14 protein-coding genes are annotated in these 15,113 nt (G+C 49.6%); 8 read left to right on the top strand and 6 right to left on the bottom strand.

Going from position 1 to position 15,113, the window contains the following annotated elements; all coding sequences use genetic code 11:
• Positions 1-144: 144 nt before the first annotated feature.
• The 4 genes from Dvar_RS06560 (at position 145) to rbr (ending at position 3,325) form a co-directional block, all read left to right on the top strand.
• Positions 145-1,050: a LuxR C-terminal-related transcriptional regulator gene (locus tag Dvar_RS06560; protein WP_419660905.1), complete on the top strand. Its 906-nt coding sequence runs from the start codon at positions 145-147 to the stop codon at positions 1,048-1,050.
• A gap of 108 nt (positions 1,051-1,158) precedes the next feature.
• Positions 1,159-2,061: an adenylate/guanylate cyclase domain-containing protein gene (locus tag Dvar_RS06555; RefSeq protein WP_419660904.1), complete on the top strand. Its 903-nt coding sequence runs from the start codon at positions 1,159-1,161 to the stop codon at positions 2,059-2,061.
• Positions 2,062-2,222: 161 nt separating this feature from the next.
• A complete protein-coding gene (locus Dvar_RS06550; protein WP_419660903.1) occupies positions 2,223-2,417 on the top strand; it encodes a ferredoxin in 195 nt (64 codons plus the stop codon).
• Between the two features lie 332 nt (positions 2,418-2,749).
• Entirely contained in the window at positions 2,750-3,325 is a 576-nt protein-coding gene (gene rbr / locus Dvar_RS06545) for a rubrerythrin (protein WP_419660902.1), read from the top strand.
• 148 nt (positions 3,326-3,473) lie between these two features.
• Here the strand turns inward: rbr and Dvar_RS06540 are convergent, their stop codons facing one another.
• The 3 genes from Dvar_RS06540 to Dvar_RS06530 all read right to left on the bottom strand — a co-directional run bounded on the left by Dvar_RS06540 (position 3,474) and on the right by Dvar_RS06530 (position 5,679).
• On the bottom strand, positions 3,474-4,196 hold the full coding sequence (locus Dvar_RS06540; RefSeq protein ID WP_419660901.1) for a response regulator: 723 nt from the start codon (positions 4,194-4,196) through the stop codon (positions 3,474-3,476).
• A 338-nt stretch (positions 4,197-4,534) separates the two neighbouring features.
• Entirely contained in the window at positions 4,535-4,909 is a 375-nt protein-coding gene (locus Dvar_RS06535) for an ATP-binding protein (RefSeq protein ID WP_419664074.1), read from the bottom strand.
• A complete protein-coding gene (locus Dvar_RS06530; RefSeq protein ID WP_419660900.1) occupies positions 4,906-5,679 on the bottom strand; it encodes a PAS domain-containing protein in 774 nt (257 codons plus the stop codon). Before Dvar_RS06530 ends, Dvar_RS06535 begins: the two co-directional genes overlap by 4 nt.
• A gap of 954 nt (positions 5,680-6,633) precedes the next feature.
• Between Dvar_RS06530 and Dvar_RS06525 the strand changes: the two genes are divergently transcribed.
• The 3 genes from Dvar_RS06525 to Dvar_RS06515 all read left to right on the top strand — a co-directional run bounded on the left by Dvar_RS06525 (position 6,634) and on the right by Dvar_RS06515 (position 9,910).
• On the top strand, positions 6,634-7,449 hold the full coding sequence (locus tag Dvar_RS06525) for a DsbA family protein (RefSeq protein WP_419660899.1): 816 nt from the start codon (positions 6,634-6,636) through the stop codon (positions 7,447-7,449).
• Positions 7,450-7,916: 467 nt separating this feature from the next.
• On the top strand, positions 7,917-9,266 hold the full coding sequence (locus Dvar_RS06520) for a VWA domain-containing protein (protein ID WP_419660898.1): 1,350 nt from the start codon (positions 7,917-7,919) through the stop codon (positions 9,264-9,266).
• Between the two features lie 101 nt (positions 9,267-9,367).
• Complete coding sequence (locus tag Dvar_RS06515; protein ID WP_419660897.1) at positions 9,368-9,910, top strand: nucleoside-triphosphatase; 543 nt, start codon at positions 9,368-9,370, stop codon at positions 9,908-9,910.
• Between the two features lie 180 nt (positions 9,911-10,090).
• Here Dvar_RS06515 and pgm read toward each other — a convergent pair whose 3' ends face one another.
• The gene (gene pgm / locus Dvar_RS06510; protein ID WP_419660896.1) at positions 10,091-11,749 is read right to left on the bottom strand and encodes a phosphoglucomutase (alpha-D-glucose-1,6-bisphosphate-dependent); all 1,659 of its coding nucleotides are present in this window, start codon (positions 11,747-11,749) and stop codon (positions 10,091-10,093) included.
• 565 nt (positions 11,750-12,314) lie between these two features.
• On the opposite strand from pgm, the gene Dvar_RS06505 reads away from it, so the two are divergent.
• Entirely contained in the window at positions 12,315-13,070 is a 756-nt protein-coding gene (locus tag Dvar_RS06505) for a substrate-binding periplasmic protein (RefSeq protein ID WP_419660895.1), read from the top strand.
• 23 nt (positions 13,071-13,093) lie between these two features.
• On the opposite strand, the gene modC is transcribed toward Dvar_RS06505, so the two are convergent.
• Both modC and modB read right to left on the bottom strand, forming a co-directional pair.
• The gene (gene modC, locus Dvar_RS06500) at positions 13,094-14,203 is read right to left on the bottom strand and encodes a molybdenum ABC transporter ATP-binding protein (protein WP_419660894.1); all 1,110 of its coding nucleotides are present in this window, start codon (positions 14,201-14,203) and stop codon (positions 13,094-13,096) included.
• Positions 14,204-14,386: 183 nt separating this feature from the next.
• Positions 14,387-15,085 (bottom strand): molybdate ABC transporter permease subunit, encoded by a 699-nt coding sequence (gene modB / locus Dvar_RS06495; RefSeq protein ID WP_419660893.1) that lies wholly within the window; start codon positions 15,083-15,085, stop codon positions 14,387-14,389.
• Between the last annotated feature and the right edge of the window lie 28 nt (positions 15,086-15,113).

The raw sequence follows: 15,113 nt of genomic DNA, 5'->3' as shown, positions 1-15,113 counted from the left end.
AATTGTGCGGCCGGGGTCTTTGCAATTCAACGCACAGTGGTTATCATACAACAAATAGGCCGCTGCCGGTCTGTTGTGCGATTCGACTACATATGCTAAATATTGACCCGTTATACTCACCATTCATTGTCGACGGTGCGACCGATGAGCAAACTGAAAAACGATCCGTCACAAGCAGAGACCGTGCCACTGTGCTATTCCAGCGAAGAAGCACGGACCGTGCTCGATTCCCTTTCAGCCCATATCGCCATCTTGGATGAAAATGGGATTATTCTGGACACCAACCGGGCGTGGCGAACGTTTGCCGTAAAAAGCGGTATGCCTGAAGACTACACCTCCATTGGAGATGACTACCTGGAAATATGTGAAGCCACCAAGGGTGAAGAGGACGCCAATGCGCGGACCGTAGCCGACGGCATTCGCAGCGTCATTGAAGGCCGGGTCGATGAGTTTTTATTTGACTATCCCTGCCATAGCCCGGACGGCCCCCACTGGTATTACATGCGCGCCATCAAAATGTCCGGTGAGGGCCCCGTCCGGGTGGTCGTCAGTCATGAAGAAATCACCGACATCAAGCTTACCGAAGAAGCCTTGCGTAAAAGTGAAGCCCAGTTGACCCAGCAAAAGGTCGAATTGGAAGAAGCCAATATCGCCTTAAAAGTGTTGTTGAAACAACGCGAAAACGATAAAACCGATTTAGAACAAAAGGTGATCACCAACATCAAAGAGATGGTGATGCCGTACGTGGAAAAACTCAAACGCGTCAACCTGAAAGCCAAAGACAAAACAATCGTTGACATCATCGAATCCCACCTGCAGAATATCATTTCACCGATGATGCAAAACTTGGCCAATGCCAGTATTATCCTGACACCTCAGGAAATCCAGGTCGCTGCGCTGGTAAAGGACGGCAAAGCCAGCAAGGAAATCGCCGATATCTTGAACGTGTCGGAAACAACGATTCATTTTCATCGTAAAAATCTGCGTAAAAAATTCGGATTAAGCAACAGCCAGACCAATCTTAGAAGCTATCTGCTTTCCATGTCATGACTGCCCGCCATCTTTACGTCTATGGATGGCCTTGACAACTTGACGCAGTAAATGCCAGTGATGAACTGTATATCAAACTCACAATTCCTTAAAAGGTGATTTGCCAGGATGAATCCCCCCACCCGTCAAGTGACCATTTTGTTTGCAGATATTGCCGGTAGTACCCGCCTGTACGACACCTTCGGCGATATCAGGGCCCAGGTGCTGATTACCGATTGTTTGGAAATGCTTAAAAAAGTAGCCCTTGAAAATAATGGTACGGTGGTAAAAACCATTGGTGATGCGGTGTTATGCACGTTTCAGACACCCGATCAGGCAGCAAAAACGGCAATCCAGATGCATGAAGAAGTCTCATTTGACTCTGAAATGATGAATGCCAATATCCACCTGAGGATTGGTTTTCACCACGGCGAGGTACTCTTCAAACCAGAAGATGTGTTCGGAGAAGCTGTCAACGTTGCCGCTCGCATGGGGGAACTGGCCAAAGCCGACCAAGTCATCACCAACAAAAAGACCTTGTCCATGATGAAAAAATCCCTGCGTCACAAAGCACGAACGGTGGATCGAACACGGGTGCGGGGCAAAGACGGCATCATGGAAATCCACGAACTGATCTGGGGCAAACCTGAACAGATGACGATGACCAGCTCGCTCACCGAGGAAGTCATTGCCTCCCTGGCCGCAGATCAGTATTTTCTTCAGATCCGTTATCGTCAAAACCGTGTATTGGTCGATAATGAAAGGCCCATTCTCACTTTGGGACGCGGAATGGCCAATCACCTGATCGTCGACGATCTGCTGGTTTCGCGCATGCATGCGCGCATTGAACTTCGTCGCGACAAGTTCATGCTCATAGATCAGAGTACCAACGGTACCTTTTTAAAACCGCACCATGGCACACCGGCCATTCTTCGGCGGGATGAGACACAACTTAAAGGCCAAGGAATCATTGGATTGGGACAAAAAGTCAATGCCAACCACCCGCTGGCCATTCACTATCGGATACTATAGCATTCAAGATAATGCGGCTGCCCTGTTTTCCTTCCGTTTGATCGTTGAAATGTGAACGGTTATGATTTATATTTATAACGTTACACTTCGTTTGACAGGTTTTGTCCTGCGCCCCACCTTTTTTACTTTTCGTTGTTTTTACCAAACAAGGAGGCAAATTAATGAAAGTAAAAGTAAACAGTCAGTGCATGGGAGACAGAAATTGCAACAATCTTTGTCCCGAAGTGTTCGAATACGACGAAGATCAACTTCAATCGATCGTGAAGTTTGATACTATCCCTGAAAAATTTGAAGACGTCGTTCGCCAAGCGGTCAGGGAGTGTGGCGCAGAAGCAATCGAAATAATTGAGGAATAAAACCAAATCAGCAAAGTTAAGGGCAATTTGTCAATCCAAAAGGAATTTAAACCGGCCCAACCAAGAAGCGGTTTTTCGTCATCAACCCCATAATGGCGGGAGACCGCTTCGTTTTTTTAACTACCTTACATTGTCATTCGTTCGCTCTGATTTAGCGTTAGTATTCGTTCATATATAGGAAAATTCGGTTAAAATAAAAAGGCGCACGAAATAAATTACCCAAATATTCCTTAATCAGCCTCCCTCGAGGGGCAGGGTTGACATGCCGCGCATATAATTTTTCGTTCACCGCGCATAATAGTAAACCGGTCACAAACCATAGGAGAAATTGCATGGCGGCCTTCAGAGAAAGCCAAACCGCAAAAAACGTATTGATATCATATGCCTTTGAGTCCCAAGCAACCACCCGTTACATCTTTTTTGCCAATCAGGCCAAACAGGATGGCTTTATTCAAATCGCCGACATTTTCAAGGAAACCGCCGATCAGGAGTGCGAACACGCCCTGCGTTTTTTCAAGTTTTTCAATGGCGGGACGCTGGAGGTTACCGCCAGTTTTCTGACCGGCGTGGTTAAAAAAACCCTTGAAAATTTGGAAGCTGCCGCGGATCTGGAACATTATGTCCACAGCGATTTGTATGCCGGCTTTGCCAAGATCGCCCGGGCCGAGGGCTTTAACCGGCCGGCCGATTTATGGGACGCCATTTCCGTTGCCGAGGTGCAACACGAAAAAACCTTCCGCGCACTGGCCCACAACGTGGAAAACGGAAAAACGTTTAGCCGCCGGTCCGATCGGGTCTGGCGATGTATGAACTGCGGCTACATCCACGAAGCGCCGCAAGCTCCAGCAAAATGCCCGGCCTGCGTGCGCCCCGCAAACTACTTTGCCCTCTTTTCACCCAGTTGGTAGCTGGAAAAATCATGCTTAGGATCGGGGATGAAATAAAATCGACACCATTAAAGCATGAATATTGATTTCAACATAGAACGTTTCAAGGGCAAACAACTATTTCTCTTTTTGGAAGACCGGAAGTATAGGGGGATGAATATCAGTGCATTCAGAGGACATTGCCGGTGGCTTCGTCAATATCGATGATCCGGGTATTGGGGTCATGTTGTTTGGTCCGATAGGTGGTCACATTCATTAGCTTACCGGTAATTTTACCCATACGGTCTACCTGCGTTGCTATTTTCTGGGCATAGCCGGTCAACGGATTACTGTCATCGGCTTTCATCATCATTAATTCAGCATAGCCACTAACGGACTGAATTGGCTGGTTCAGTTCATGGCAGACCGCACCGGCCATTTCCACTACTCCCTGAAGCCTGTCTTTTTCCGCGCGTACCCGTTCGGCGGCATTGAGCTGTTCAACGGTGCTGCGCAATTTTCGAATCAGCCGGGATTTTTCCAAATGTACTCGCAATCGTGCAAGTAGTTCTTCTTTTAAAAACGGTTTGATCAGGTAGTCCGTGGCGCCGGCTTGAAATACTTTTAGCAATTTCTTTTGGTCCGCCATAGATGTAAGAAAGATAATCGGTAGCTCATCGAGCTGACTAATTTTGCGGATATTCCGGCACATTGAGATGCCGTCCATCTCCGGCATTTCAATGTCGAGTGTGATCAAATCCGGTTTTTCATAAGACAACGTACGAAGCAAGCCATCAACGCCATTTTCGGCCTCGACAACGGTATACCCGTGGGGTTCCAGCGCATTTCTAATGGCATGACGCATGGTGAGGCTGTCATCGACCACCATTATGGTTCCCTTGCTGCTTTGCATCTTGCGCCCCTCCAAAACAATCAGGCTGCATGTTCTAACTGATTTTTTCTGTCCCCTGACAACATCCCAGCACCTGACCGGCCTTTATCATTACAAGGCCGATTGCCAGCCGCAACGGGGTGTTGAATTTTTATATTATCGGCTGAAACAGGCGTGAGCTTAAGGCGCCTGAACGCCCACACCCGGATAAAAGAATCTTACTGGAATTACGAATCAATGTCCATTATTTTAAGTGGTTATCGTCCAATTGAAACAGGTCGGCACGCCGATACGGTATCTTGTCGGCAGGGCCATCAACAGACCGGCAGCCAATGCTTACCGACAGTCTTCGACCTGATTTATTCCAATATCAACGGTAGGGTTACCGAAAAAGTAGTTCCCTGCTCCTTTATGGATGAAAAGATGACCGAGCCTTTGAGATATTTTTCCGTCAGCAACTTCATGCTATACGTTCCAATTCCTCGACCTTGACCTTTTGTCGAAAATGATCGATTGAAAATCTGAAGTTGAATATCCACAGGAATAAATTGTGAATTATGTACCCAAAAGCAGATTCGTTTATTAACGTCTAATGCACACCCGACCATTACTTTGTTGTCGGGTTGGGAAGCTTCGATAGCATTTTTCATCATATTGCCGAAAACTCTGAAAAGTAGGGTTTTGTCACTTACCAGGATGATATCAATGGATGACTCGTCCAGACAGATTTTCACAGAAGATAAAGAGAAATTTCTTTTTTGTAACAATTTATCATCTCACGAAGAAATTCGAGTGAACGAATAGAGCCGGGATGTACGCTTAAATCTCCATTTTCGGCTGATATCAGGCCTTGTTGGGAATTGATTTCCTCTTGAAGCCGATGCACACAAATTGCCAGTTGCGCAAGTAGTTCCTTATGTTTGCGGCTTGGAGATATCGGCAAGAGTTCTGCGTAACCGACAACACCACTAAGCGTATTTGAGATGTCGTGAAAAAAAGTTCTTTCGAGTACATTTCTTCTCTTTTCATGACTGATATCCGTGGCAACAAAAATGACATAAGAACGGTTCCCGGTTTTAAAAGGCGTCGCGGCAACACGCAGATCAAATGCATGACCGGTCTCTTTTTGCCTGATTCGGCATTCCTGCATTGTTTTATTGCCACGCAGGCCGGAAAGAATAGCATTCACGGCACCGCAGGTTTTGCAAAAGCAAGTGGTCCCGCATCCACAATTATTTTCATCGGCATGAATGCATTGGAGGGCCTCACCTGGACGCAAACCATATATTTCGCGCCTATCTGACAGGTTTAAAGCATCAGCGAGGGCTTGATTGGCAAACGCGATTTGCCTGTACGCATTAAGGATGAGAACTATATCGGGTATTGCATCAAGCAGTTGAGCAAGCAGGGGCAAATCTAATAACGCATTGGCTTCTTCATTGATTTGGTCTTTTGAGGCACGCTCCGCCGGGGCATAATCGGTCTTACGTTTTTCAACAGGCATTTTATTCTCTTTTCCCTAAACATCAGGTATTGCCGGCACGTCCATCAGTTCAGCAGTTACGGCTGTAAGAACCTGTTTGATAAATCCGTCTAAGGGTTCGCGCAAAAATAAATTCACAAATTGTCAGTGTTCTGGCGCCCGCTCAGCAAGGCGCGAAGACAAAGGAATATCAGGCATATTCCGTGTTTTCGCAACGCCGCTGAGCGGGATGGATGGGCGCTGAAAATGTGAAGTTATTTTTGCGCGAGCCCTAAGGCCCGCTAACGGCGTTGGAAAGTGTCTCAAAATGCTCACATATTACATATATGCTCCGCTTTTGAGCCACTTTCCGCCTTGTTATCGGGCCTGATCCAGACTTCTCAAACAGGCTCTAAGTAATATAAAAATTGCTCTGCGACATAATTTGTTGCTACATACTTTATATTTTCGTTCATGACAATTGTTCTCACACCATTTTGGATTTCCTCTCATACGCCAAAATGGATCTTATCGATCCTTTAGGGTGCAGGTAAAAAATAATTAAACCAGATTGCGCCGGATTTGCGTTCGCCAACCATAATAAAATCAGGCAAGGCGCATCCGCTGGTGCATATTTGGAATCTGTGCCGGTGGATAAAACGCCGTAGACACCGCGCAAGGACAAGCAAGATGGGGGAATTATTTTTTTTCCTGTGCCTTAGATACAATGGTTTTTTCCGATGGACTTGCACAAAAGCGTGAAGACTAGTAGTTTACCGTCCGGATAGCCGGTCCCCCCACGTGAAACTAGCCGACTCAACCTGCTGGGGCAGGAATGTCAAGTCCCGGTATGACAATTCGGAAAGTGTACCGCATGTGGACCGCTTTTTGTTTTTTCGGGCATGACCATGAAGGGTTTTTTGTAGAAACATGAACTGGGCTTGAGCGTATCAAAATCGATGGCCCGCCGTATTTTACAACTGTCAAAAAGGAATAATGATGAAAATTTTTTTTAAACGCCTTGTTTTTATTTCAGGGATTGTACTCATCTTTGCATTGTCGGCTTGCCAAAATAAACAGCCCGATGATGAAAAGCTCCGCGAGACGATCAAACAGCTGATCAAGGAACAACTGCCCGATGATGAAAAGCTTAACGAGACCATCAAACAGGTGATCCGTGATAATCCCAAGCTGATGTATGATACAATCAATGCGTACGTACGCCAACAAAAGGCTGAGGAACAGGTACGGCGCCTTGATGCAAATTTTAAAAACCGTGTGAAAGTTGATATTCAACCTGGCACCCCCGTTAAAGGCGCACAAGACGCACCAGTGACCATTGTCGAGTACACTGACTTTCAATGTCCATATTGTGCACGGGGCGCCAAAACCATGGAGTATCTTCTCAAAAAATACGATGGTAAGGTTCGCGTTGCCTTCAAGAATTTGCCGCTTGAGATGCATGAGCAAGCCCTGCCAGCCGCCAAAGCCGCCCTGGCCGCCCACAAACAGGGGAAATTCTGGCCATACCACGACTTGCTCTTTGCCAATGCAAGTCAATTGGACGATGCCACGCTGGAAAAGTTTGCCAAGGACCTGTCCCTGGATGTCGAACAATTCAATCGTGACCGCCAATCGGATGAAATCGCCAAACAGGTTGAATCAGACAAAGCTCAGGCCGCCAAACTCAATTTGCGGTCGACACCAATGTTCATCGCCAATGGCGTGATTATCAAGGGTGCCAAACAACCCAGCCACTTCAGTATGGTCATAGAGCGGTTGTTGAAGGAAACGCAAAACCGCGAAGAATGATAAATGAATTTTTGGATTTTTTTCGAATACAAAAGCAGATTGGATGACAATTAAAACGGTGGTTAAAGAAAAATTCTTCAACCACCGTCAATCTGCTTAGCGTTCGGACCTTTATCTCCTCAGGACGGTCCTGGAACTCCCAAACGAATCGGTCTGATCGTGTTATAAATTTACCTTTACAACCATGCTGTTTTCACAATATAAAGTCCGATCAATCGGCGATTGGTACGGTTTCGCCACATGTATACATTTAACAATTTGAGATTTTATGAAATTTTTAAAATCGTTGATAGCAAATATATTCATTATGTCTCATCAGCCGATTCTTCCACCGGTCTTATCCACTTATAATGATAATGTACTTCAAAAAATTTTATCGGGGAAGCGATTTGCCTCATGATATTTCTATTGATATTTTGCCGTAACCTTATCTCTATCTCATCTCTATCTCTACAAAGGAAGGGGCCATGACTTCAAAGCGTAACATTTGGATTGTATTGATTCTATTCTCACTGCTGGTAATCGGATGTAGCGGAGACGACGATTCAGACACACCTGCGAATACAACGGATGATTCTTCTGACACGCCAACCCCCGAAATATCCGTTCTTCCTGAAAGTTATGATTTTGGCACAGTAACGGGGGCGAACTCTGCAGCACCTTTGGAAGTTACCATTCAGAATAGCGGCAGTGCGGACTTAATCGTTTCAGATATCAGCCTTTCAGATACCACCCATTTCAGCCTGGATTTGACTAACGGCGATAATGCGTGCGCATCTGCAACCCCCACCATCACAGCAGGCAACAGTTGCACGGTAACCGTTGATTTCCTTCCACAAGACACTGAGATACCCGCCGATGGCATTAGCTACACGGCAACGCTTGCCATCCAGTCCAACGACTCCACGACGCGAGCTTTTGATCTGGACCTTTCAGGGATACGCCAGGATGTCACAAGCATCAGTGTAAAAATCAACCAGACCGATGCATGTCCACGTGATGTTGGATCATCGGTAACCGCCTATGTATCTGTGAGCGATCAGGCAGGGTTTCCAGTAACCACCTTAGATATTGATGATTTTTCGCTGATAGAGGCAGATGTTGATGTTCAATCGTCTTCAACCAGTCTGGTGAATAACTCGGTCAGCCTATCCGTGGCATTGTTGATGGACTACAGCTTTAGCATCACACAAGAACCGGACAATATTACGGACATGGAAAAAGCGGCAACGGATTTCATCGAGCAGCTTGGCGACAATGACGAAGCAGCAATCATCAAATACGCAACCACGATTGAGATCGCGCAACCGTTTACATCGGACAAAACATCGCTGATTAATGCGATTCAATCCACACCGGATGTCGGCACGAAAACTGCGTTTTACGATTCTCTCGATACTGCAATTTCAACTATTTCAGCCAGTGCCAAAGACAGGAAGGCGATTATCATAAATACCGACGGTGAGGACAATGATGGCGACGGTAATCCCCTTTCCACCAACACAATAAGCGATATTATTGACAAGGCTGTTGCAAATGGGGTGCCCATCTTCACAGTCGGACTTGGAGATCGAGTGGATCCAGACCTTCTTGAGCAGATTTCCGAAGCTACCGGAGGCACATTCTCTTCATCTGCCACATCCGATAATCTATCCACCATTTATAGCCAATTAGCAGACCTGCTCTTCACCGACCAGTATGTGTTGACTTATGAGACGGGCCTTGGGTCGGCAGATAGTGGCAATCTCCAAGTAACGGTAACTTATTCCAGCGAAATTTCCGGATCTGATACAAAGTCAATCCAGACATGCCAATAGATAGTGCCTGAATCTTGCAAGAGAATCTGCATCAAACTGAGAAATGCATATAAAAAATCGATTCGTTAACGCAACGTCATGATTAACTGGAGTGACCGTTCATGCAAACAGACAATCCATGCATTATTATCGTTACGTCTCCGCAGCACACCGGGAAATCATCGTTGATCGCACAGTATATAAACCTGTGCCGTCAACATAATGTTAGCGTCGCCGGAATCCTTGCCGAAGGATTGTGGAAAAATGATCAGCGGTCGGGTTTCGACCTGGTTGACTTGACATCCGGAATCCGGGTTCCCTTGGCCGTTCGCTGTGCACCGCATGGTCGGGCGCGGATCAGTTTTGAGTTTTTTTCAGAAGGAATCGATGCAGCCCACGCCGCCCTGGATGCTAAACGCTGCGCCACAGCGGATCTTATCGTCGTCGATGAGGTGGGAAAGCTGGAGGTCATGGGACAAGGATGGGCGCCGCTTTTGCCCGCGCTTCTCGAACTGCCCGGTAAAACGCACGTCTGGGCGGTCCGCGAGAGTCTCGTAGATGCGGTTGCCAAGCGCTGGAGCTTCACGCCGCGTGCTGTGGTGGAGGCCAGATCGCCAGATGCCTTAGACAAGTTGACGGCTGCGTGTGCATTGTTTGACGCTTGACCGAGGCATCAACCGCCCTGCCGCATCAAATCTGACCGGCTCGGACCAGGGCCATACAGGCATTGGTCCTTTCCATTCTGGAAAGCTAAAGGACAGGACGTTGATATTCGGGTGGTGGCACCCGTAGGGGCACGGTGCGCCGTGCCCCTACATGACCGGCTTTTGCTGCAGTCATCTCTGTCAGACCGGGGCGCCCGCCGCCTGAAACGCCGAACTGACAATGGCCTGGGCTTCTTCCTGGATACGTTTTAAATGATCCTGGCCATTAAAACTCTCGGCGTAGATTTTATAGATCTCCTCGGTGCCTGAAGGCCGGGCGGCAAACCAGCCGTTTTGGGTAACCACCTTCAATCCACCGATGGGGGCGTCATTTCCCGGCGCGCGCGTATGCGTGGCGATAATCGGCTCTCCGGCCAGCTGTGTTGCGGTAATCATGTCGGCGGAAAGCTGCTTGAACGCCGCTTTTTGCTCTGCCGTTGCCGGGGCATCAATGCGTTCGTAGACACTGGTACCGAACTGCGCTTCCAGCGACACATAGAGTTCTCCCGGGTCCCTGCCGGCTTTGGCCATGATTTCGCCGGCCAGAAGATCCATGATGATGCCGTCCTTGTCCGTGGTCCATACCGAACCATCCCGGCGCAGAAACGATGCCCCGGCACTCTCCTCACCGCCAAAAGCAAGGTCCCCGCTCATCAGTCCAGCCACAAACCATTTGAACCCCACGGGCACTTCGCACAGCGTTCGCCCCAGATGCTCAGCCACCCGGTCGATGATCGAGGTGGAAACCAGGGTCTTGCCCACGGCGGCCGATGACGGCCAGTCGGGCCGGTTCTGAAACAGATACCAGATGGCCACGGCCAGAAAGTGGTTGGGATTGAGCAGGCCTGCGCTTCGGGTGACGATCCCGTGGCGGTCCACGTCGGTATCGTTACCAAAGGCAATATCGAATTGATCTTTTAGCTTGATCAAGCTCTGCATGGCATAAGGCGAAGAACAATCCATGCGGATCTTGCCGTCCTTGTCCAGCGTCATGAACCCGAACGCCGGGTCCACCACCGGATTGACGATCTCAAGGTTCAGCTTGTAGCGCTCGGCAATGGGTGCCCAGTAATTGACCGCCGCCCCGCCCAGGGGATCCACGCCGAGCTTGAGACCGGAAGCGGCGATGGCGTCCATGTCGACCACCTTGGCCAGATCATCCACAAACGGTGTGATGTAGTCATAGGCATGGGTGGTGTCGGCCGCAAGGGCTTTTTGAAAATTGATCCGCTTGATGCGATCCACGCCGCTTTTGAGAAGTTCATTAGCTCTGTCGGCAATCCGACGGGTAATCTCCTCCCCCGCCGGTCCGCCGTGGGGGGGGTTATACTTGAAGCCACCGTCTTCGGGCGGATTGTGGGAAGGCGTGATGACCACACCGTCGGCAAGGCCCTGATCGCGGTTTTGGTTGGTGGTCAAAATGGCATGGGAAATCACCGGTGTGGGCGTGTATTCCAGGTCTTTGGCAATCATAACGGTTATCCCGGCGGCAGCGAATACCTCCAGGGCGGTGGCCAGGGCCGGTTCGGACAGGGCATGGGTATCCATGCCCATAAAAAGCGGACCGTCAATCTTTTGTGCTGCACGATATTCACAAATGGCCTGGCTGATGGCCAGGATGTGGGGCTCGTTGAAACTGTTTTTCAGCGACGATCCGCGGTGACCGGAGGTTCCGAAAACGACTTGCTGGGTTTGTTCGGAAACATCGGGCCGGTGGGTATAATAGGCCGAAACCAATCGGGGGATATTGGCCAGCACGGATGCGGGCGCCATTTCTCCTGCGGATGGATGATGTGCCATATTGCTGCTCTCCTGTAGTAAACGCGACGTTGTCAAAAAAAATTTACGAAAAATATGATAGCAGATTTTTCCCTTCCGAATGCTCAGAAGGGATAGATAAGAAAGCGTGTCATTAGAGGCTGGCTATTTATTAGCACACGTTAAATAGGACTGCAAATCGAGAAGGGGCCATCGCAACGAAAGGCACTTGGGCAGGCGTGTTAACCCCAATATTGCATAAAAAAGGCTTGTCCCCTCAAAAAAAAAGCGCCGTGACCGCTATAATTGCAAAAAGCATATGATTTTTTGCCTTTTTTAACTTTTTCCGTTAAATAATCAGATCGACTGAACTGTTAGGTAGTGCCCATCCAGAAATGGCCAAATTTTCCTATTTCCGGACGGTCAATAGGTATGCGTTTTCGATTTGAATTTTTGTTGATTTTCTTTTAAGTGGAAGTAAGGTCAACAATTAATCGTTAGAAAAAAATCAAACCAACAATAAATACATCTTTGATTACTGACTGAATGCCATTATTGCTGATGCTGATCTGAAACGGAGCTGATTATTTAAATGAAAGGTAGTCCCATGACGGGTAGACCCATCACGGCACTTTCTCTAACCTTATTTCTCTTGATTATCAATGTCCATTCAGCCCACAGCTCAGATGAATTGCTTTTTTTTACCAATGATTTCCCGCCTTATGCATTTAAGGAGAAAGGCCGCTTTTCCGGAATCGCCGTTGATATCGTAAAGGAATTGATGAACCGGACAGGCGATTGCGGCAAAATCTGTGTGATGCCATGGAAACGGGCGCTGGAATGCTCAAAGCGTAAAACAGTGATGTTGTTCCCCTATACCCGAGTGCCATACAGGGAAAAGCAATTCAAATGGATCGGTCCCATCATGAGGGACCGTTTTGTTTTTGCGGTGCCCGCTTCAGACAATCGAAACTATACCAGCATTGATGATTTCAGGACTGTTCAGGTGGGTGTCAGTGTCTGCACGCCGACTTTCCACCGCTTGAGGGAATTGGGCTTTGGCCATCTACAGATCGTATTGTCGGAAAAACAAAACGCCAAAAAACTCACTGCAGTCAAACGGATCGATGCCTGGTATGCACCGTATCTGATCTTGAAGTACACCCTGCACGCCCTTGACATCGAGGAAAAAAAGGTTCGCATCGCATTTCGGGACAAGGAGGTGGACATGTACATCGGTACATCACTGAAGGTGCCGGATAAAACCGTTGCAGCATGGCAAAGAAACCTTGATACAATGAAAAAAACCGGTAAATATCAGGCCCTTTTATCCCGAAACCATTATCAATGGAAACTGCCATAAAGAAAGGTCAAGGCGTCGGAATCTCAGTTTGCCGAGGCAGGCGGTTCGCCGATATCGGCACCACCGCCCAGGGACACGGCCACGCTTTTGATCAATGCGTAAACCGACTGCCCGGGCTTGATCTCAAGGTCCAGGCAAGACTGGCGGGTGATGCGCGCCCACAAAGGACAGCCAATGTCCAGGCGGACATCGATCAACGCGCCGCCCCGATATAATGTTTCTTGGACGCGGCCGGCAAAGACATTCTGGAAACTGGTTCCGACCGGTGGCTCCAGAGCAATGGCCACATGGCGGGCGGCGATGCGGACCCGGACCACCCCACCGTGCTGTACGTCAATCGGCGGGACCATCAGGGTGTGATTACCGAAATGCAGACGGGTCATTCCCGAATCGTCTTGTGGTGCCTCCACCACCGTCTCGATCACCGCCCCGATTTCATCGCTGCCAAGGCGTTTTTGCAGCTCGGGCCGGGACATCAACTCAGCCAGCCCTCCACAAGCTACGGCCTCCCCGGCTTCCAGGATCACCAATTGATCGGCAAGGTTGAGAATCTCATCCAGGGAATGGCTGACGTATAAAATCGGGATGGCGAACTCACGCGACAAGCGCATGATGAAAGGCATCACCTCGGCCTTGCGTGAGGCATCCAGGGACGCCAGGGGCTCATCCATGAGCAGCATGGCCGGACTGGTGAGAAGGGCCCGGCCGATGGCCACGCGCTGTTTCTCGCCACCGGACAGCTTGGCCGGCCGGCGATCCAGCAGATGGCCGATGCCCAAGAGGTCGACCACGGCATCGAATTCCACAAACCGTCGGTCCGCCGGTGTCAAGCGCATGCCAAAAACCAGATTGGACCGCACGGACAAGTGGGGCAACAGCCGTCCGTCCTGGAACACGTAGCCGATGCGGCGCCGTTCCGGCGGCAGGTTGATGCCGCGCTTGGCGTCGAACAAACACAAACCAGCCACAGCAATCCGGCCGCTGTCCGGACGCATCAGGCCGGCCACCATGTTGACAATGGAGGTCTTACCGGCCCCGGACGGGCCGAAAAGTGCGGTCACGCCCGATTTGGCCCCCGTAAAAGTAACATTTACAAAAAAATCGCCCTGCTGGCGCTGAATATCGATTTCCACAACAATTGTACCGTTAGTTAGAAAGTATTTTGAATCGATGTAGGTAAGAACTCACTTTCCAGACGGATTGGTGAGACGGCCGAGATCAAGGCTTTCGACGTCGTGAGGAGAGAGGCGTACATAAGGTACGCCGCAACGACGATGACGTCGAGTAACGCCGATATCGGCCGTCTCACCAATCCGTCACCCCTGCATGCGGGCGGCAAACCGCCTGGCCAGCACCTCCGAGCAAATCAGCGCCACCATGGCGATCACCACCGAAAGGATGCAAAGCCGCATGGCCCCCATCTCACCGTCCGGCACCTGGGTGAGGGTATATAGAGCAAGGGGCAGGGTCTGGGTCTGGCCGCGGATATTGGACACAAAGGTGATCGTGGCCCCGAACTCGCCCAAGCTGCGGGCAAAGGCCAGGATCAGGCCGGTAATGATGCCCGGCACCATCAGCGGCAACGTCACCGTAAAAAATACCCGTAAGGGACCGGCACCAAGGGTTCGGGCGGCCGCCTCCAGGCCCCGGTCCACATTCTCGAGGGAAAGCCGCACGGCACGCACCAACAGTGGAAACGACATGACCGCGGCGGCCAGGACAGCCCCTTTCCAGTTAAAAGCCAGCACAATCCCCAGATACTTGTAAAGCGCCGCACCGATGACCCCATTGCGCCCCAGCAGCACCAACAACAGGTAACCGGTGACCACCGGCGGCAACACCAGGGGCAGGTGAATCAGGCCGTCCAGCAGATTCTTACCCGGAAAGCGCAGACGGGCCAAAATCCAGGCCGCCAGAATGCCCAGAGGCAGACTGGCGGCCACGGCCCAACCGGAAACCCAAAGGCTCAGCCGCAGGGCTTCGATCTCGACATCGGTCAGGTGGAACATGTTCATAGGGATATCATCAATAGCCAGTGCAGAT

Source organism: Desulfosarcina variabilis str. Montpellier (assembly GCF_048565275.1).
GTDB classification, from domain to species: Bacteria; Desulfobacterota; Desulfobacteria; order Desulfobacterales; family Desulfosarcinaceae; genus Desulfosarcina; species Desulfosarcina variabilis.
This window is presented reverse-complemented; position numbering and strand designations above follow the sequence as displayed.